The organism is Mycobacterium lehmannii (assembly GCF_002245535.1).
GTDB classification, from domain to species: Bacteria; Actinomycetota; Actinomycetes; order Mycobacteriales; family Mycobacteriaceae; genus Mycobacterium; species Mycobacterium lehmannii.
In genome coordinates this window covers 394,851-414,475 of sequence record NZ_NKCN01000002.1, presented here as the reverse complement: position 1 = coordinate 414,475, position 19,625 = coordinate 394,851, and the positions used below count along the sequence as shown (strand labels likewise).

At 61.4% G+C, this 19,625-nt stretch carries 19 protein-coding genes; all 19 read right to left on the bottom strand.

Annotated elements, in window-relative coordinates:
* Position 1: 1 nt before the first annotated feature.
* Positions 2 to 1,318 (bottom strand): aromatic ring-hydroxylating oxygenase subunit alpha, encoded by a 1,317-nt coding sequence (locus CEX87_RS04470; RefSeq protein ID WP_011891579.1) that lies wholly within the window; start codon positions 1,316 to 1,318, stop codon positions 2 to 4.
* Positions 1,318 to 2,217, bottom strand: a complete 900-nt coding sequence (locus CEX87_RS04465; protein WP_094286157.1) for an alpha/beta fold hydrolase — start codon at positions 2,215 to 2,217, stop codon at positions 1,318 to 1,320. The genes CEX87_RS04470 and CEX87_RS04465 overlap by 1 nt, the downstream gene beginning before the upstream one ends.
* Before the next feature lie 451 nt (positions 2,218 to 2,668).
* Positions 2,669 to 3,187 carry a MarR family winged helix-turn-helix transcriptional regulator gene (locus CEX87_RS04460; RefSeq protein ID WP_036348802.1) on the bottom strand — a complete coding sequence of 173 codons (519 nt, stop codon included), beginning with the start codon at positions 3,185 to 3,187 and terminating at the stop codon, positions 2,669 to 2,671.
* A 165-nt stretch (positions 3,188 to 3,352) separates the two neighbouring features.
* A complete protein-coding gene (locus CEX87_RS04455) occupies positions 3,353 to 4,231 on the bottom strand; it encodes an NAD(P)-dependent oxidoreductase (RefSeq protein ID WP_011559082.1) in 879 nt (292 codons plus the stop codon).
* Between the two features lie 89 nt (positions 4,232 to 4,320).
* Positions 4,321 to 4,764, bottom strand: a complete 444-nt coding sequence (locus CEX87_RS04450; RefSeq protein WP_011559081.1) for a cupin domain-containing protein — start codon at positions 4,762 to 4,764, stop codon at positions 4,321 to 4,323.
* Positions 4,765 to 4,863: 99 nt separating this feature from the next.
* On the bottom strand, positions 4,864 to 5,418 hold the full coding sequence (locus CEX87_RS04445; RefSeq protein WP_094286155.1) for a 3-phenylpropionate/cinnamic acid dioxygenase subunit beta: 555 nt from the start codon (positions 5,416 to 5,418) through the stop codon (positions 4,864 to 4,866).
* A complete protein-coding gene (locus CEX87_RS04440) occupies positions 5,415 to 6,830 on the bottom strand; it encodes an aromatic ring-hydroxylating oxygenase subunit alpha (RefSeq protein ID WP_083043724.1) in 1,416 nt (471 codons plus the stop codon). The genes CEX87_RS04445 and CEX87_RS04440 overlap by 4 nt, the downstream gene beginning before the upstream one ends.
* A gap of 250 nt (positions 6,831 to 7,080) precedes the next feature.
* Positions 7,081 to 7,278 (bottom strand): ferredoxin, encoded by a 198-nt coding sequence (locus CEX87_RS04435; RefSeq protein ID WP_094286154.1) that lies wholly within the window; start codon positions 7,276 to 7,278, stop codon positions 7,081 to 7,083.
* Complete coding sequence (locus CEX87_RS04430; protein ID WP_094286153.1) at positions 7,275 to 8,354, bottom strand: FAS1-like dehydratase domain-containing protein; 1,080 nt, start codon at positions 8,352 to 8,354, stop codon at positions 7,275 to 7,277. Before CEX87_RS04430 ends, CEX87_RS04435 begins: the two co-directional genes overlap by 4 nt.
* Positions 8,341 to 8,799: a Zn-ribbon domain-containing OB-fold protein gene (locus tag CEX87_RS27805; protein ID WP_094286152.1), complete on the bottom strand. Its 459-nt coding sequence runs from the start codon at positions 8,797 to 8,799 to the stop codon at positions 8,341 to 8,343. The genes CEX87_RS04430 and CEX87_RS27805 overlap by 14 nt, the downstream gene beginning before the upstream one ends.
* A gap of 36 nt (positions 8,800 to 8,835) precedes the next feature.
* The gene (locus CEX87_RS04420) at positions 8,836 to 10,002 is read right to left on the bottom strand and encodes a thiolase C-terminal domain-containing protein (protein ID WP_094286151.1); all 1,167 of its coding nucleotides are present in this window, start codon (positions 10,000 to 10,002) and stop codon (positions 8,836 to 8,838) included.
* Complete coding sequence (locus tag CEX87_RS04415; protein ID WP_094286150.1) at positions 9,999 to 11,252, bottom strand: CaiB/BaiF CoA transferase family protein; 1,254 nt, start codon at positions 11,250 to 11,252, stop codon at positions 9,999 to 10,001. Before CEX87_RS04415 ends, CEX87_RS04420 begins: the two co-directional genes overlap by 4 nt.
* 54 nt (positions 11,253 to 11,306) lie before the next feature.
* A complete protein-coding gene (locus CEX87_RS04410) occupies positions 11,307 to 12,338 on the bottom strand; it encodes a 2,3-butanediol dehydrogenase (protein ID WP_094286149.1) in 1,032 nt (343 codons plus the stop codon).
* A gap of 106 nt (positions 12,339 to 12,444) precedes the next feature.
* The gene (locus CEX87_RS04405) at positions 12,445 to 12,987 is read right to left on the bottom strand and encodes an aromatic-ring-hydroxylating dioxygenase subunit beta (protein WP_094286148.1); all 543 of its coding nucleotides are present in this window, start codon (positions 12,985 to 12,987) and stop codon (positions 12,445 to 12,447) included.
* On the bottom strand, positions 12,984 to 14,318 hold the full coding sequence (locus tag CEX87_RS04400; protein WP_233151287.1) for a Rieske 2Fe-2S domain-containing protein: 1,335 nt from the start codon (positions 14,316 to 14,318) through the stop codon (positions 12,984 to 12,986). Before CEX87_RS04400 ends, CEX87_RS04405 begins: the two co-directional genes overlap by 4 nt.
* 339 nt (positions 14,319 to 14,657) lie before the next feature.
* Entirely contained in the window at positions 14,658 to 15,086 is a 429-nt protein-coding gene (locus CEX87_RS04395) for a MarR family winged helix-turn-helix transcriptional regulator (protein ID WP_013470368.1), read from the bottom strand.
* Positions 15,076 to 16,536 (bottom strand): MFS transporter, encoded by a 1,461-nt coding sequence (locus CEX87_RS04390; protein WP_094286146.1) that lies wholly within the window; start codon positions 16,534 to 16,536, stop codon positions 15,076 to 15,078. Before CEX87_RS04390 ends, CEX87_RS04395 begins: the two co-directional genes overlap by 11 nt.
* A 314-nt stretch (positions 16,537 to 16,850) precedes the next feature.
* Positions 16,851 to 18,284, bottom strand: coding sequence for an aldehyde dehydrogenase family protein (locus CEX87_RS04385; protein ID WP_094286145.1), 1,434 nt, complete (start codon positions 18,282 to 18,284; stop codon positions 16,851 to 16,853).
* 162 nt (positions 18,285 to 18,446) lie between these two features.
* Complete coding sequence (locus tag CEX87_RS04380; protein WP_198957150.1) at positions 18,447 to 19,571, bottom strand: epoxide hydrolase family protein; 1,125 nt, start codon at positions 19,569 to 19,571, stop codon at positions 18,447 to 18,449.
* Positions 19,572 to 19,625: the final 54 nt, after the last annotated feature.

Genomic DNA, 19,625 nt, shown 5'->3' with positions numbered 1-19,625 from the left:
GCTAGGCCGGCTCCGTCATAGTTCGGTGCCAGTGCCGATAGAACTCGCGCTGGTAGGCTTCGCTGATCTGCGGCCTGACATTGCCGGGTAACTCCGCAACCAGCGACTCCATTGGTTCGACGTCCTCGCCGAGTGAGTAGTTGAACGGCACATCCCGGGCGACTCCGGTGTCAAGGGCGTCAGACAATCGTTCGAAGTTTTCGTGATCATCGGGCGTCACGAGACCGGCCGCCGATTGCCGCTGACTCAAGACGAAGACCATGCGTTCCTTGACAGCACGGGGCGCGGAGCTTTCCACCAGACACCACTCCCAAACCTCGGTCAACCGCGGTCCCCGAGGCTGCCACATGATGAATCCCCGACCGTAAAAGGCCGTGCCCATGCCAATCATGCTGAAGTTTGGGAAGATATTGGCTACGTGAAAGCTGTAGGGCTGCACGGGGGATGTCGCCAACCGCTCGTCTTGCAGGCGCTGCCGCTCGGTTAGCCAGTCGACTGCTTCGGTACCCAGCGTTTCGGCTTGGGCGAGATCGTCCTGATAGAAATTCTTACCGACTGCCAGTTGCAGCAACCCATGGGGCGCGCAGCCGTCGAGAACCACGCTGTAGTGCTGCCCCTCGTCTATCGAAAAGTTGATGCGGGCAGTCTGCCCAGCTTTCGACAGTGCGGAAACCGATCCGTGAGTGGCAGCGAAGTGATACTGGTCGCCGCCGAAGTTCTCGGCCAACAACTTCCAGTTGACGGGCATGAGGTAGCGGTGCAGGCCGGGAACGACCTGCAGGCCGTTGGGGTCACAGTCGAGTAGAAAGTTGTCGAGGTACCACAGCAGGCCCTCCCCCAGATATTCTTCCAGCGGCGGCGCCGACTGATCCCAGCAAGCAAAGATAAGTCCTTTGTAGGTAGCTACCCGGGGGGAGACGAGGCCCATGCTGGCCTTATCGAACTGCGGCCCGTAGGCGCTCTCGGCTAGCGGAACACTGCGCAGCCGTCCGGCAGTGTCGTAACTCCAGCCGTGATAGCTGCAGTGAAAGATGTTCGCGTTGCCCTTGTCGAACTGACAGACTTTATTGCCCCGGTGCCGACATTTGTTCAGCAGCACACGAACACGAGATTCCTTGTCCCGGCATACGATCACGGCGTCGTCGGCCATATAGGTTGTGCGGAAGTCACCGGGCTTGGGGATCATGGACTCGTGGCCGACGAATAGCCACGACCGCTTGAAGATGGAGTCGAGTTCCCGCTGGTACACCGCCTCGTCGTAGAAGGCCGAGGAGTCTATCGGCAGCGCCGGGCCGGTTTTGGAACCGATTGTCTCCATCAACGTTGCCCTCGGGACTCGCGATCACCTTGAAGATAGTTGGTGAGGATTTGGTTGAACTCTTCCGGCCGTTCCCACTGCGGCCAATGGCCACAATCCTCCATCAATGCGAATTCAGCGCCGGGAATTAGCTCGGCTGCCCGCCGTCCGAATTCCACCGTCGCCGAGGGATTGTGACTCGTCCACAGCACGAGCGTGGGCCTGGTCAAGCTGGTCAATCGCTCAGCCGTGAGATTGTCCTCAGCAGTCGCCGCTGAGGGCGGCGCCGTCGCGTTCGTCAGTGCCGACCGCGATTCTTCGCTCTGGTAAAGCGCCCACCGCAGCGCCACCAGTTCATCGGTCAGGTCGCGGTCAGGGTGGTGGAAAAGCCACGCCATCCTCTCCCGCACATTCGCCGGACTCGGGTCAGCCAGGAATTGCCGGGTGACCCGGGCAAGCTCTGCGCGCCCGGCAGCGGTGCGAGCCTCGGCATCGGCGCCGACCTCTAGCGTCAACCGCGCGCCGCACACGTAGATCAACCGGTCGACACGGTCGGGATGTTCCAACGCAGTCCACGCCGCGATCCAACCTCCTAACGACTCGCCCACCAGGTGGGCTCGGTCGATGCCTTCCTGGTCCATGTATCCGAGTATGTGACTGACATAGTCCTTACGCTTCGGGGCGACCTCACAACCACTGGTGAGACCGTGACCCAACAGGTCCAGCGCATGCACTCGGAAATGACGCGACAGCGCCGTCACGTTGCGGGCGAAGGCTTCGGCGTGACCGCCTCCCCCGTGCATGAGAATGAGGTCCGGACCTTCCCCTGCCTGAATTGTCCTGGTTCGGACGCCGTCGACATCTACGAAGCGTGTTTCCGCTCCAAGCAAGCTCACACAAATTGAAGCGTCTTTGAGCAACCTTCGACGTCCCCTCAGCCAGTACAGTACCCAGTTTTTATCATACTTCCCGAATATCTGCAAGGTAGAAATTTAGGCTCCTGTGTAAATGGGACTCTCGAAGGGGAGACGATGCCCACGTCACGCGGGCGCAGCGGTGCGGCTGCCGACGCAAACTGTCGACCATCACATCGACACAGTTCTTCGCTGCGGTCGTGCAGCGTCGTATCAATAATTCTTCTGTGCCGCAATGTCATTCGCACCTCGCGACAAACCCTGAACGCCACGCGGACTGCCACGTTTCACCAAGGTCGGACGCAACCTAGCCGACGAGCGAACGTTCTTCTCGGGAGTACTCACTACCTGAGTGCACCCGATAGACCCCTCAGTTGGAGCCGTGGATGCCAAGCGAGGACCGGTGAGTGGACGTCAGCACCGTAGCGGCGTCGACCGTCCTATACCCGGGGACCGATCAGGAGGTGCGCTGGCCGCTCGGGTAGTTCTCCAAGCAATCTATTAGTTCGTTCAGTCGTGCAAGCAGCTGCTGCCTGTGTCGCGGGTTGATACCGGCAAAGAGTCTCTGCAGAAAGTCGTAATGACCGGGCAGAAACTCGGTCATGAACTGATCGCCCTTCTTCGATATCGCGACCACAACCGAGCGCCGATCGCGGGGATTCACCTTGCGTGTGACAAAACCTGCCTTGGTCAGCGTGTCCACCACGCTCGTCAGGCTGGCTTGGCGTACGGAAATAGAATCGGCCAGTGCGCCCATCGTCATCGGCCCGTCGGCGCGCTTCAGGACGGTCAGAACGTTGAACTGGCTCATCGAGAGGTCTACCGGCGTCAACTCATCGACGGCTACCCGACCGAAGGCGGTCACAGCACGGTAGAGCGCAAGCGGGAGCGCCAACGAAGAGGGGTCGTGATCGGGTCCGGCTTCGCGGGTCTTGGCCGCGACCTGTTCGGCCATCGTCAACTTCTCGGTACTCATGAAGTCCCTTGCAACGTTGATCAGCGGTTCGGCAGACATCTCCACCGGGTGGTGATCATACCGGCAAATGGTCGGTAGTCTTTCTTTCCGCTCACCGATATTCGGCCCGTTTACAATTCAGTTAGCTATACAGCGTGACGGGGGTCGCACTCAAGACGTAGGGGTTCACTTCGGAGGCATCGACCGGATTCGTTGAAGAAGTTCTGTGCTTTCGGGGTAGGCACGGTCGCGAAACTCCGAGGCCGCAACACTTTGGAAGAAGTCCACGACGGGCTCAAGCGTCCTGCTGCGGATACCGGCGTTCGTCGCCATTCGTTCCGCGAGCGCGGAGTCTTTCGTAATGGTGCTAGCGGGGGCGCGGTTTCTAACTGACTCGGTGTCGTGGCGGAAGTACGCCGCCGCCGTGGTGAGACCCGAGTCCCCCCCGCTGCACTCCGCGATCGCGTCGGCTACCTCGCCGGCATTCAATCCCATCGCCTCAGCGATTAAGAGGGCTTCCGCCGAAGCGAGGTACCAGCTGTACTTGATGTGCTGGTTGAGAAGCTTGGTGGCATATCCCGCACCTCGATGGCCGCAGTACACCAAGGTGCGCGAGACGGCGGCGAGGACATCGGCATCAGGGCCGAGCACCCCGCTTGGGCCTCCGACCAGAACGGTCATGTTCGGCGCCTTTCGGCTGACGGGGCAATCGACAAAACGCCTCCCAGCCGCGTCGTAGGCCTGACCGATGATTGCTGCGACCTCGGGATTACAGGTCGACATATCCAGCAGGGCGGCCCCGTCGGCAAGGCCGGCCAGGACACCTCGCTCCGACCCGAGCGCCACCTCCAGCACCTGACTCGGCCCCGGGAGGAACGTCAAAACGACATCACATGCGCCGGCCAACTCACGCGCGTCCGCAGCAGCCTCGGCGCCTAGCTCGACAATTGGGCGTAATACGTCGGGCCGAATGTCGAAACAGACTACGTAATGGTCCGTCGCAAGAAGTGACGCCGCCAGCGCGGAACCCATGCCGCCCAAGCCGATCACGCCGACCCGCCTCATGACACCGATCACCGAATGTCAGGCCGTAAACCGACTACCGACACCGTCGGCGAATGCCGGCATCTGCGGCCTGGTGGCTCAACAGACGGCTATCCCAGCGCCGGATCGGCGAATCGGACACTGTTTCGCTTGGCCGCCTCAATGAGGGCCTTCACGTCACCCGGACCGTTCGACGTTTCGTCCACGTCTGAAAAGAAATCCAGCGCGCCGCCCGGGCAAGACGAAGTCGTGATCCACCGGGCGCCGTCAGAGAGAACGCGATAGGCGTGCACGACGCCAGCCGGCACTCGAATCGCCTCACCCACCTGCAGGGTCGCTTCTTCGCCGCCGCGGCTTACCCACAGTTCGCCCTCCAGCACGACATAGCTTTCATCCCAGGGATGCTGGTGCGGCGGTGGGCCCGATGATTGCGGAGCGCGCACATCGAACATCTGGTACCCGTCGCCGACGAGAAGCGGGCGCATTTCCTCTGTCATCACACGCAGGGCGGTCACGTCATCGGCACGCCGCTTCGGTTGGAGCGAAGTAGACAATCCAGCTGCCCCCTCATCGGTCGCGGCCCATCAAATATGTTTAGAGAAGAATATATTTTGCCGTGCTGAAGGTCAAGGGTTCAAGGACATGGTCCGGCTTCATAGAATGATCGACAGGTTCTTAGCGAGTAAGACCGTTTGGTCGAGGAGTAGCCGGCGACGGCACAGTTGCCAGTCACCGGCGACGCGGCGCAACCGGTCCTTGCGCCGGCCGACCAGCAAATCAGTCTCATCGGCGACCCGGTTTCGATACACCAGGAACCTGCAACTCACATCGACTTCCGCGCCGTCTACTCCTTCAATACGCACGTTGGTAACCAGGTGTGACACTCGCGAGACGGGTTCTTCGGCCCAGTGCAGGCCAGTCATCAGCTGCTCCACCCGCAAAGCGACGGTCTCCTTTTTCTCGTCGAACCAGCAGATGTCGTGACCTTCCTGAGTCTGCTCCAGCTGCGCGAGGTCGTCGTAGGCGACGTTCGCCCGCAGTGGAACGGAGTACTCGTAGTCGTCGGTGAGCAGACCGAGCCATTCGGAGTAACGTCGTTCGTCGAGCAGGTCGGCTTCCCGATTGAGGAAATCGGCGATTTCGGCCTGAAGCAGCAACTTCTCTACCGCATCCTGCCTCGTGGAAATTTCACCGCCCGTTGCACTCACGACCGTGCGGCTCTCTCGTCGGATTTGGCAAGTTCGATGAGTTGAGGCCACGAGAGGTTGTCGGTGAACTCGGCCCATCGCCGGTAAAAGGCGCGTGCATTCACCTCGCCAGCGATGGGGTGGTGAGAATGCACAGCCTGGTCGAGCGCACTGGGAGTTTCCATATCGAGACCCTGCTGATAGTTGTAGGGATAGCGCCGGGCTATCACGCCCTGGCTGGCCTGCGTCGCGTAATTCCAGTTCTCCATATCGTCTTGCTCCGTCATCCCTCCAGGACCCGAGTAGCGCATGTAATAGCGGCGCAGCCAGTCACGTACATCATCGGGTGCGTTCTTGTCGATGAGGTACCACCGCCACACTTCGGTTTCGGTGGGGCTGATCGGGTGTGACACCAGGATCGTCCGCGGAAAACCGGCGGAGAACGACATATTAGGGAACATCGTCGCTGGGCCACGACCACCGAGCTGTCTGCCCTGCGCCTCTAACCGCTCTTTACGGAGTGCCCAGGCCTGGGAGAAGTACTCACTCAAGGCCGGTTCTTCGGCGAACTCAGGATAGGCGATCTCATACGCCAGGTTGTCCGATGCACCGTGGCCCGTACGAAACGACGTCTTCACTCGGCCCTTCGAAAAACCACCCTGATCCTGTCGTTCACCGTGACGCCGGGAGTTTCTGCCGCCCGGGCCGATACCCACCTGTTCAACTGAGGCGTGAGTCGTCGCCCCGTGATAGGTATCGCCCAGAAAGTTTTCTGAAACGAACTTCCAATTCGATCTGATGCGCCACTTCTGCACTCCACGGAACACCTCGGTCGCGCCCTCGGTGCCATCGAAAGCATCAGCCAGGTTGTCCAGCCAATAGTGAAAGTCGCCGACATACTCGTCGAAATCCGGGGCGGCGGGGTCCCAGCACGCGAAGATCAGGCCCTTGAAGTTGTGCACCTTGGCAGCCCTGACAAGTCCCCAACTCGCTTTGTCAAGGCCATTGCCGTAGGCCATGCCCTGCTGCGGCACACCGTGCAAATCCCCTGGAGTGGACACCAGCGAACCGTCCATCGAGTACGACCAGCCATGGTAGGGGCAGGTGAACTGCAGCGTACGGCCCTCGTCATAGCGACACACCGCCATACCCCGATGTCGGCACGAATTGAGGAGGACATTCACATCACCTTGAGCGTCACGGGTCAACAGCACCGGATCCGAACCCATCCTCGACGAGAAGAACTGGCCCGGCGCAGACACCTGCGAGGCATGGCCCACAAACAACCAGGCTCGCGGAAACAAATACTCCAACTCACGGTTGAAAATCGAAGCATCGATGAAGATTTCGCGACTGATCTCCCCGCGATCGACATCGACGAGACTACGAGCGGTTTGATCTGAACCGCCTGAAGTAATCATTCTTAACGTCATCGCTACCTTTCCTTTGCTGTAATGCCCGAACCACCCCCGAGACAGCCGTAACTCAGATCACCACAAACCGTCACCGCGTCTGCCAGCGTCGAGCTCACGTCGTACCTCGTCGAGTGGAGCCAGACCCCGGTCGGCCTGCAAGCAGCAGAACTCATGTCGGTTGAAACGCAAGTACATTCGGGAACCAACTCGTCTCAACCATGGTCGACGCACTCACCCGCTGGTACTTGCACGTTCACGGCCGTCTCACTCACACCGTTGCGAGACGTAGAGCCGAGACGGGACAACTGCGAATTGCCGTGACGATCCTTGCCTCAGCGCTCTCGGTTACCGTGTCATTAAGAATGACAACGGTTCCCGCATCACCGATGTCGAAGACGTCGGCCGCTGCAACGACACAGTTCGCGTAGCCTTGGCAGACCTCCACGTCCGCCTTGATGACACTCATTTGACCCCTTCTTGTCCTACAAACTTCTGATGAGCTTTGCTTTTGCCATCGAGGGCGATGGCGGCAATCCCTTGCACCGCTTGCCGATCCCCGGCGAAGACACCGAATTCGAGATCTACGGTTTCTGCGCCAGCCTGGGCATGCTTGCCAGTCACCGTCCATCGCGCCTGCACGACGTCGCCCGGGTGAACTGAGGCACTCATCTTGAACGGACCCAGATGCACCAACCTGCCGCGAAGGCCCATCCAGCGACGAAGCCCGGTCTCGAAAAGAGTTTCCAGGCCACGAGTATTGAAGATGATGTCGGCAAGCCCCGCGGCATGAGCGGCCGCGGCGCTGTGGTGTATCCCGGAAAACATGCGATCCGCGGCAATGTTCATCACAATGCGCTGGTAGGTCAGGGCCAGAGCCGGTCCGCGCACTTGCGCACCGACCGTAACGTCGTCGAACTGAAGTGGCGTGTTCCAGTCGACACTGGTATCGGCATCGTCCACTGAGCGCGTGCGGGGACCTCGGTCGCCCTGCTGGGCGCGGGCCGAAGTGCCGGGCTCAGGCCTGGAGGCGTCGTCTGGGTCGTAGTTGAAGACGGTATTTCGATTGAGCGCCACCAGTTCTCCCGAAACCTTCACGTACTCCGACTCGTATTGCAGGAAGACTCCGGTACCCACCCGGGTGCGCTTCTGCTCTACCGAGATGATCGTCGTAGTCCCCTGCAACCTGTCCCCCAAGTACAGCGGTGTGTGGTATTGCCACTCGCTGCTGACGTTGACCGATCGGCTGAACGGCAGAGCCAGCGTGTCGGTGATGTTGCCCGTCATCTCCTGCCCGTCGACCAGATAGGGACTGGGCTGTCCGGGTGCCCAATACGGCGGCAGCCCCCACAGCGGGGTCATCGTCACCGGGGCCACGACGCCGAGGTAGCCGTGCGCCTTCGCTGCCGCCTCGTCGTCATGCAGTGGGCAGGCAAAGGTGAAAACCTCCAGTTTGCGGCGGATGTCGTTCTGCGTCACCGAGTCGGCTCCTCGAAAGTGGATCTTCTCACCGACACGATCGCGTAACTCGTCAGCGGCGGCCATTGCCCCGCACTTCCGCAGCGGACAGCCGAAATGCCGGCAGCACAACATCATCGGCGGCGTGCACGTAGATAACCTCGACGGCCGCATCAACCAGCATCGCCGTCTGGTCGGCAACTAGGTCCACTATCCGTGCCACCATCCGCACACCCTCATCCATTTCGACAACGGCGCACACGAACGGGACGGCCTCGTCGAACCCGGGATGCAGCGCGCGGTGAATAACCGTGTGGCTGAATACCACTCCCCTGCCCGACGACCTCTGCCAAGACCAGGAGTTACTGCCGCAGCCAGCACACGTCAGGCGAGGAACGTGACGCCAACGGCCGCACCTTGAACACCGCTGAAACGACAGCTCCTGACGTCGGCAATGCTCATAGAACTCCGCCGTGAGACCTTCCAGGGATGGCAACAGCGGTGCTGCGACATCCGTTTCCGTTCGCCTCACATCGGGCCCCTTGTGAAGCGGCCAGTCACAACGCCGTCACCGACGCAATATGGCGAGAGCACCTGAACCCCATCCGCCGCCCATACCGGTCACTACGGCCAACTCCGCGTCGTGGACCTGGCGCTCCGCTAAGCCCCCGCGCAGTTGCCGCACCGCCTCGACCAGATTGTTCATCCCTTGCACGTGCGCTTCGGAGAGCAAACCGCCATTGAGATTCGTCGGCAACAGGCCGTCCGCGGCGATACACCCGTCGAGTACAAAATCCGCTGCTTCGCCCGGCTTGCAGAATCCGGCCGCTTCGATCTGCCGCAACACGTTGACAGTGAAACTGTCGTAAACCTCGAGCAGATCGATATCAGACGGGGCGACACCGGCGTCGGCAAACGCGCGCGGCGCCGCCTCGGCGAGCCCGATCTCCAATGGATCGGCCCTGTTGGCGAATTCGTCGACGGGAAATGGGCGACCTTCCGCCACGCTCATCACAAACACCGGCCGGTGCGGGCCGTCAGCCGCACATTCGGCCCCTGATACCACCACCGCCGCTGCGCCGTCGGTCTCCAAACTGCAATCGAACAAACACAACGGCGAACTGATCGGTGGAGCGTCGAGGTAGTCCTGCATCGTCAACTCACGGCCGCACATCACCGCATTCGAGTTGAGCTGCGCGTTAGCACGAAACGCAACTGCCACCGCCCCCATCGCTTCAGGCGGCACGTCATACTTGCGGACGTAGCGGTCGGCCACGAGCGCATACTGGTGCACCGCCGACACCGCGCCCTGTGGCGCGTAATAATCCCGGACAACCTTGCCTATCGCCATGTCCGCGCTCGATGCCATCCCGCGGGCACGCGGACCTGAGTACCCACACCAGCCCGCGGGAATGAGGACATGGCGAGCGACGCCCGACCAAACCGCCATCGCCGCAGTTGCCAGACCCGCCACACTTGCCGCGCCTCCGGTATGGGAAGTCACCGCGTAACGAACATTCGTCAGGCCAAGATTCGCGATAAAATCTTCGGCCGTGCCACCGTTGATCGGGCAGATGAGGCCATCGATCTCGCCAACCGACAGCCCGGCATCCACGATCGCGGCATGGGCCGCTTCAAGCTGCAGGCCAAGGTCCGTTGCCGACTCAGTGGCATCACGACGGTAGACCGTATGACCAACGCCGACGATGCAAGCCTTGTCCCGCAGCGAATTCAATGCCCGGGAACCTCTCCGTCAACGTCGACCGCCCCGACGACGCCACTCGATACCAGCGCCTCGTACTCCGAGTCGGCCAAGCCGAGCCACTCAGTCAGCACCTCTTGGCCGTGGATCCCGAGACGGGGCCCGGTGCTGCGCACGGATCCGGGAAAGTTCGTCAACCTCGGCACCACCCCGGTGACGCGGACCGGACCCAATTCCTGGTCAGCGACCTCGACCAGGCTCTCGCGAGCCGCGAACGTGGGACTGGAGAACATCTCTGCCGGCGTGAAGATCCGCGCAGCCACGACACCGGAGCTCGCGCAGGCCTTTTCGACAATATCGGAGTTGTTTTCGGCGAACCACTGGCGAACCATCTCGCCGAGCTCCTCGCGGTGCAACATCTGCAGTTCCTGTGTCGCGTACTTCGGATCGTTGCGCAGAGTCGTGCCGCCCAGCAGTTCGAGCAGGCTCTGTACTGACCGGACGGTGCCGGTCGCCACGGTGTACCACACCCCATCGCAACTGAGATAAGTATCTGACACCGGTGACGGGCTGACCTGAAACTGGTTGCCCTGACGCTCGGCAACATAGTTCAACTGGTCGTAGAGGATTACCTGCCAGTCGATACCACGAAACAGTGACTCGTAGAGAGCCAGGTCGATACATTCCCCATCGAAGCGATTCCCGATCGCTTCACGCTTGAAGAGTGCTCCGGCAACAGCGAACGCACCCATGATTCCTGTCGTGACATCGCCCAGGGAGAAACCGAAATGCGTCGGTGGTCGGTCGGGGTGCCCGGTGATGTGTACCGCTCCGCTCATGGCCTCGCCGACCCGTCCGTATCCCGGCTTTGCGCTCTCCGGGCCGATCTGGCCATACCCAGAAATCCGCAACATGATCAGCCGCGGGTTCGCTGCGTGCAGTTCCTCCCATCCCAGTCCCCAACGCTCGAGCGTTCCCGGGCGGAAGTTTTCGATCACCACGTCGGCGCGTTCGACCATTTTGCGCACCAGCGCTTGCCCCTCGGGGAGACGCAGATCGATAGCGACGCTTGACTTGTTCCGCGCCGCGGACTTCCACCAAAGGTGCACTCCGTCTTTCCTCGGACCGGACCCGCGCAACATGTCGCCTGAACCGGGGTCTTCGATCTTGATGACCTGTGCTCCGAAGTCGCCGATCAGCGACGCAGCGAAAGGCGCCGCGATCACATGCCCCAGCTCGAGGACTGTCAGACCGTCGAACAGGCTCTCCATATTGGCAGACACTTAACTCCTTTGGTGCGGCGGCGTGACATCTACTGCGTGCGATGCCGGTCGCAGCTATGCCAATGGGTCGATCAGTATTTTTACGTGTGCATCGCGGTTGACGCGCAATTCCTCGAAGCCCTGACTGACCACGGCATCCAACGGGATCTCGTCGGTGATGAGTTCACCAAGGCTGATCGCCCCCGTAGCTAGTAAGTCAAGAATCGCCGGGACCTGCCTTTGCGCTTCGTAACAAAATGAGAAGCCAATATCTGCTTCGCGCATGATGCTTCGATTGATGTCGATACCAGCCGGAGCCTCCCAAATCGCCACGACCATCAATCGACCGCGGGGGCGCAGCACGCCCAACGCCGCATCAAGCGCGGGTTGTACGCCCGCAGCGTCGAAGGAGATGTCGACGCCGTTTCCGTTCGTCAACGTCCGAACCACCTCAACTGCATCCTCAGCCAGAGGATCGATTACGCGCGTAGCCCCGACCCGGTGGGCGGCAACGCGGCGCGTCGCCGAAACCTCACTGACGATGACCTGAGTCGCACCTTGGGCAAGTGAGAACTGCACCAGGGCGAGGCCGATCGGGCCAGCGCCGGCGATGAAGACGGTCCCACCCGCTGCCAACCCGCTACGGCGGACAGCGTGGTACGCCGACGCGATCGGTTCAACGACGGCAGCCTCGGCGAGACTGATCTCATCCGGGATGCGAAACAACGCCTTCGTCGGCAACGACGCGTAGTGGGCAAGTGCTCCGTTGACAGCGAAGCCGATGAAACCGACTGTTCCGCAGAGTGCTTCAGCGCCCTGTTTGCAGAAGCCGCATTCACCGCAGCCGAAAACGCCGACGCCGCAGACTCGGTCACCTTCGGTGAACTCGCGCACGCCGGGCCCGACGCCGACCACCGTCCCGGAATATTCGTGGCCAATGACGACCCCTGGCGCAGCATGCATCGGACCGGCGATGTACTCATGCAGGTCTGTGCCGCAGATCCCCGCTCGGGCCACCTCGATGACCACTTCGCCCGCACGTGGACTCGGGTCGGGAAGCTCTTCAATCCGCACGTCTTCGCGGCCGTGATAAATAGCTGCGCGCACCTACCGGCCTACCTTAAGGACAGACCCAAATTCGCTCGGCCACAACGTTCGTGGGCCGGAGTTTCGGCGGAGGCGCCGCCGTAATGATGTCAAGCTCACCGGCACCTTAGATCCAGAATGACAGGTTGTGCGTGGGCAATGTGGTGTGATCCAGCAGGATCTCGCGCTGGACCAGTTTCAAACCCGTCTCGTCGCGACGAATAATGTCTCGGCGCTCGGCAGCGACTGTCTCCGCCTTAGGCTCGTCCGCGCGCGTGCGCACCAGCAACGCATTCGACGTCACACGGTACTCATCGCCGTCCTCACCAGACCTGACCCTGACATTGGTGATGAAGTGCCGGATCCGCGACGGAGGATCCTCAGCCCAATCCGACGACGTTCGGTGCCGCTGAATACGCATCTTCAGACTCGTGTAGTTATCACTCAGGTGCATAGAGCGCTCAGAGAACCCCGGGCCACCTGCTCTGCGAAGCGTCTGACGGACGCGCGCGAAATAGTGCACATTCGGTGCCAGCAATTCCAGCCACTCTTCGAACTCATCGCGATCCAACAGATCGGCCTCGTCGAAAAGGAAGTCTTCGATTTCCTCGCGCACGTCGCGCGAAACCCTCGCAGCCTTAGGTGGATCCTGCGGCACCGTTGTCGTCATACGTTCTCATCCCTTCTCGGTGTGGCCAGATAGTCGAAGTACTGCTTCCAGTACTCGCGCTGATTCTGTTCGGCGTAGCCACTGGCCAACGGTCGTCCCGGGCCCAGCCACGTTGGATCAGGAGCCAGATTGTCCAGTCCCATCTCCAGGTTCAGCTCCACACCACCAGCCAACTCGCCGCGTGTTCCCTTGGTAATAGCCTGGAATATCTCGGCGTCATCCTGCTCGAAGACACCCCCGACCCCGAACGTCCGAACATAAGTCTCAAACGACTGCTGCTTGAACTCTTCGGGCGCGTTGCGCTCCACGAAGAACCACGACCACACCTCCATACGAGCTGCGTCCAAGGGACGCCATTGCCGCAAGGTCAGAATGGGCACCGGCATAGACTGCCCGTCCTTGGCGATGAAGGCGTTCAAGAAGGACAAGTTCGGGAACACATTGCCATGAATGAACATCGTCCGTTTCAGCATCTCGCCATGGACGTCATCGCCGTAACCCTCGCTGAGACCGGAGACGATTTCCTCCGGATAGCCCATGTACGGCGGTGCGGGTATGCCGGGTGGTGCGCCTAGAACGCCCGCCCCGTGCCCGCCCGATAGGCTGACGTGGGCCGGCGAAACGGCCACATTATCGGGCGGTAACAACCCCAGCTCACACATCGAACGGTGCGTCATGACCGTGTGATAGCCGTCCCCAACAAAGTTGTCGGCGCCGGTCTTCCAGTTCGCGTCAATCACCCAACGCTGCGGGGCACCCCACGCCTCAAGGCCGGTCGGGCTCTTCTTCATCATCAAGTCGAGATACCAGCGCATGTCCCCGAGGTACTCATCCAGTCCCGGCGCCTCATCCGACACACACCCGAAGACAAGGCCCGCGTACGAGTCCAGCATCGGCAGAGCGCGCAACCCTAGCCGACTCTTGTCGAACGCAGCACCGTACACTGCCTGCTGCGCAGGTATCGCGATGAGATCACCGTTGTTTCGATAGGTCCAACCGTGGTACGGACACTGGAACGCCGACTCATTCCCAGACTCGGTTCGGCAAAGCAGCGTGCCGCGGTGCCGACACGAGTTCGACATCGCCCGAATCGTCATATCCTGCTGCCGCGCGACAATAATTGAGTTATCAGCGATGTAGCGCACTACATAGTCACCCGCATTGGGGATCTCGTCTTCGTGGCAGAGAAACTGCCAGGTCCTACCAAATACTCGCTTCAATTCAAGCTCGTAAAGCGCTGCATTAGCGATGAGAGACGCAGGGAGGCGACCCTTTAGGATGGAGCCGCGCGCATTCTCTAATGTTCGCATTGTCGTCGCATCAGGCGCCATCGAATCCACCGGGCGCACCTTCCTATCGATTGTGCCCGTAGAACGTGAGCACTCATGTGGGCTACACCACACGGAAGCTTACATAGGATGATAACTGTTTGCAAGCTATTATTTAGGCCACCGCGGTAACGGCGGTATCAGCCGGCATCCCCTCGCAGACCGACGTCTGCCACCCAGGACTCCAACCGAACAGGGTTCTTCTCGACACTCGCGGCCCTTGGTCCACCAATCCCGCCATCTGACCCGACTTCTGCAGACCCCACAGCGACCCTGGCATGTTGCAGGTTCGCTAGGCCGGACTGAGAGTCGTTCGTTGAGCGATCCGGCCGCGGCTTTCATTCAGTGTTTGGCGGCGGCGCTGACTCTTGCTATCGCATCGCGCAGCGCCCTCAGTTCATTACCCTCAAGTGCCGCAAGCGCTTCGGGAGCCGGGTCGTCGACCGCATTGATGGTGGCCACCATCGACCAGCCGGCGTCGGTCAGTGATACCACTTTGTACCGCCGGTTGGTGGGAATAGTCTGACGCATGACTAGGCCGCGGTCCTCCAGATCGTTGACGGCCACCGTGGCCGCCGGGGGATCGATTGTCACGGCGTGCGCGACCTCTTTGACGGTCATCGAACCGCGGGACAGCCGGAGCAGGATCCGGATGCGACTGAAAGGTAGGCCCGTCTGGTCGACGGTCGCTCGCCTCCAACTGTCGCGGTTGTCGGTGACCAGTGCGGTCATCGCGCGCCAGACCTCGTCCGCTTCCGGATTACGCGACATCGGCAGCCTCCCGTCGCGGATCGGTTCCTGCGATCAGCGGCGCCAGATGCTCTGCTGAGCGCAGCGCGCGCTTCGACGTCGAGTAGACACCGAGCGTGAAGATCAGCACACCAACTCCAGCGAACACTAGCCATAGGGGCTGGGCGGAGACCGCGAAATCTACGTTGGTGTCGCCCAATGCCGCACCAGCGACCGGGCCGCATATGGCCACACCGATGGCGACGCCCACCTGTCGGCTCGTGGATGTGATAGCCGCCGCCGCACCGGCGCGGTCGGTCGGCATACCGCTGACGGCCGCGGTTGTGACCGGTGCGTTCACCATCGAAGTACCGACGCCGAAAACCGCAAAGGCGACCAGCATTCGCCATTGCGGGGTAGCGTCGCTCATCTGCGCGAGCATGAGAGTCGCGGCGACGATCAATGCGCCGGCGATCATCAGCGACGGTCTGGCACCAAATCGCCCCACCAGCCGGCCAGACAAGGGCGAGAAGATGAATGCGCCGACGGCCACGGGCAGAAACATCAGCCCGGTGTTCACCGCTGAAAGCCCGCGCTCCCCTTGCAAATAGATTGACATCATGAACAGGAACGCGCCCCATGCAGCGAATGCGCACACCGCGATGGCCGTCGCCGAAGCAAACGGGATGCTGCGGAAGAATCGGAGCTCGACGAACGGGTCGAGGCGGCGTGACTCGTAGCGCAGGAATGTCGCGAAGGCCAGCGCTGCGAGGCAACAGCTAACGACGACGCGGGTGTCGGTCCAGCCCATCCCTGGCCCTTCGATGAGCACGAACACCAGTCCGAACAGGAAGACCATGCCCAGGACCAAGCCGATCAGGTCGACGTGGCGCATGGTGACCGACTTGGATTCGGGAACGAAGATCGCGGTCAACAGCACCGCTAGCGCGCAGATCGGCACGTTGATCCAGAACACTGCTCGCCAGTCAACATACTCGAGAAGTATTCCGCCCATGATCGGACCCAAGGCCATCGAGATGCCTACGACGCCCCCCCATATGCCGATGACGCGCGCGCGCTCCACTCTGCCGGTGAACACCTGCGTGACGATCGACAACCCAGCAGGAGTGAGCATCGAACCGCCGATCGCCTGCAGGAAGCGGGCGCCGATCAGCGTTTCGACGTTGGGAGCCACGCTGCACAGCAGGGAGGCCGACGCAAAGATTGTCAACCCGATCTGCAACGTACGCCGCCGACCGAATCGGTCGGCCATGGCACCCGAGAGCAGCAATAGCGAGGCCACCATCAAGGTGTAGATGTCAATGACCCACTGCATTTGCGAAGGCGACGCCGAAAGGTCGGCGCGGATGCTCGGGATTGCAACGTTGGCGATGGTCACGTCGATCGACACAATGAGCACGCTCAGGCAGCAGGACGCCAGGACGAAGGCCTTGTGCCGGCGGCTCAGTTGTTCGACAACAGTTTCATTCACACAACTATTTTGAAACTACAACTGATGCTAGCGCAAGTCGGCGGATACCAGTCGATTGCGTGCTGCCCGACCCGAGGCCGGACATAGCCGCCGCCGCGGGCATCGGAGGGGTTCCGGGGGCACAGCCGCGTGTCACATACCCGCAACGGAGCGATGCCGTGTCCCGAGTCGATTTTCTAATCGGTCGCTTATCGTCTGAGGCGCCGATGCACGGCCGAATGACGCCCTACGTCAAATAGCAGTTCTCCCAGAGGATTTCGACTGCGAAAAAGGTCACCGTCCGCTGTAGGCGCCTTCCAGCGCATCGACGCAGTTCAGTCCAAGGTGACGGTTACTGCCTTGACTTGGGTGTAGGACAGCAGTTCCTCCGTGGACTCTTCGGATCCAACACCTGACGATTTCCGACCGCCGAAGGGCAACCCCCAGTAGTGGCGTGCACTGCCGTTTATCCAGACGTAGCCAGCATCAAGTCCCGCAGCCATGCGGTGGGCTTGGCTTACGTCGTTGGTCCACACCGCGGCGGTCAACCCGAACTCGACGCTGTTGGCAACTTCGACAGCCTCCGCTTCGTCACGGACGGTCAGCACCGAAAGAACGGGCCCGAAGATCTCGTCGCGGGCGACATCGGCTTGTGGTGCCACTCCAGCCAATACGGTCGGGGCGACATACCAGCCTTTGCTACCAACACCCTGCGCGCGTCCTCCACCGGTAAGCACGCTGGCGCCGCCCGCCCGTCCTGACTCGATGGCCCGCAACGACTTTGAGTATTGCGCTTGGTCGATGACGGGTCCCATGTCCGTGCCGTCAACGAGCGGGTCGCCTACCTTGATGGCAGCGACCTGATCGACGACCAGATCAATCACCTCGTCAGCGATCGCTTCGTGCAGCAGCAGTCTGCTTGTTGATCCGCATGATTGGCCCGCTGTGGTGGTGAAGTTCATCCCTACCACGGCGCTTTTGGCAGCCGCCTCGAGGTCGGCGTCGGGCATGACGATCATCGGGTTCTTGCCGCCGAGTTCCAGCGTGACGTATTTGACGCCGTGCTCGGCCGCCAAGCGCTGGATATGTCGGCCCGTGCGCGGGGAGCCGATGAAGCCGATTCGCCGGACTAGTGGATGGGCAACCAACGCGGCGCCGGCAGTTGCCCCGTGCCCGGTTACCACCCCGAATAGGCCTTCGGGCAGGACCTCCCTGGCCAGCTCGGCGAGCCGGATGGCCGACAACGGTGTTTGATCGGGAGCTTTGAGCACCACGGCGTTCCCCGCCATCAGCGGAGCGGCGATCTTGGATCCTGCAAATAGGACGGGATGATTGAAGGGGACGATTCGAGCGACTACGCCGTAGGGCTGCTGCAGCGTGTAGTGCAGGTTCGCCGAGAGCGGGATAGTCCGTCCGCCGAGGTCGAGCGCGTCGTCTGCCATCAGCTCGAGCACGTCGGCCGCCCAAGTGACGTCGTCGCGCATCGCAGGCAGTGGAAAGCCGCCGTCAATTGCGTCGAGCACTGCGAGCTCTTCAGAGTGATCGCGCATGAGTGTCGCCAAGGCCCGCAGCGCGGTGCCGCGCTGGCGAGGCGTCCGCAGCGCCCAATCGCGTTGAGCGGCATGTGCAGTCGCCACCACCCTGTCGACATCCTCACTGCTGCAGTCGGGCACCTGGGTCAGCACGTCGCCGGTACACGGATCCTCCACGTCGTAGACGCTTTGGCCCTGCAAAGTTGCGACACCTAGCGGGAGCGTCCACGTTCTCATGACTGCACTCCGTGGGTCGTCTACCACTCATCGCCTCCTTGATAGTTGACACGTGCTTGTCAGCGGGCATCCTCTTGCTAGCAGATAATATCTCCGCAATACAGAAAGTTTAGCTCATCGAAAGCGTGCTCCCAAAGCTTCGTTGCCTGCCGGCTGGCTGCATCACCGCACGGATTCGAAGAATGCGCGGATGTCGTCGACGAAGAGCCTCGGTTGTTCCAGAGCGGCGAAGTGCCCGCCGCGCGGCATGGTCGTCCAATGGGTGATGTTGTAGATCGGTTCGCACCAACTTCGCGGTGCGCGCAGGACCTCCTTGGGGAAGGCAGCAATACCAGTGGGCAATTCCACACGAGTTGTCGCGTCCAGGGTCTTGAAGCTCTCCCAGTACAACCGGGCCGAGGAGGAGCCACTATTGGTAGCCCAGTACATCATGACGTTGTCGAGGAGCTCATCGCGGCTGAGCACGTTCTCGGGATGGCCGTCGCAGTCCATCCACGCTGCGAATTTCTCGACGATCCAGGCCATCTGACCGACCGGCGAATCGGCCAGTCCGTAGCCGACGGTCTGAGGCCGGGTGGACTGCTGCTCGGAATAGCCTGTCTCCCAACGCTGATAAGTCGTCAGGGCGGCCAGGGCCAGCTGTTCTTCCTCGGTCGGATCGGTGATGCCACCCGCTGGAGGGTAAGCGATCGGCATGTTCAGATGGATGGCGGCGCAGTGGCCGCGGTTGCGGCCCATTTGTGTGGTGATCGCTGCGCCCCAGTCGCCGCCTTGGGCGCCGTAGCGCTGGTAGCCGAGGCGCAGCATGAGCGTCTCCCAGGCCTGCGCGATCTTCCCGACACCCCAGCCGGCGTTGGTGGGCTTGCCGGAGAAGCCGTAGCCCGGAAGCGCCGGGCACACCACGTGGAAGGCGTCCTCGGCCCGTCCCCCGTGGGCAGTCGGGTTGGTCAGCGGCTCGATCACGTTGTGAAACTCCACGATCGAGCCGGGCCAGCCGTGGGTGATCACCAGCGGAAAAGCCTCTTGGTGCGGAGATCGCTGGTGGATGAAATGGATGTCCACGCCGTCGATTTCGACGACGAACTGATCGAATCGGTTGAGGGCGGCTTCACGGGACCGCCAGTCGTATCCGTCGGCCCAATAGGCGGCAAGTTCGCGGGTGTACCCGAGCGGGATGCCCTGGGTCCAGTCCGGTACACATTCGGCTTCCGGCCAACGGGTCCGCGAAAGACGCGTTCGTAGATCGTCGAGAACGTCATCGGCGACGTGGATGCAAAATGGTCTCACTGCGCGCAGGGCACTCAAGGTCACTCCTCACACGCTGCTATCGGCGGACTCGAG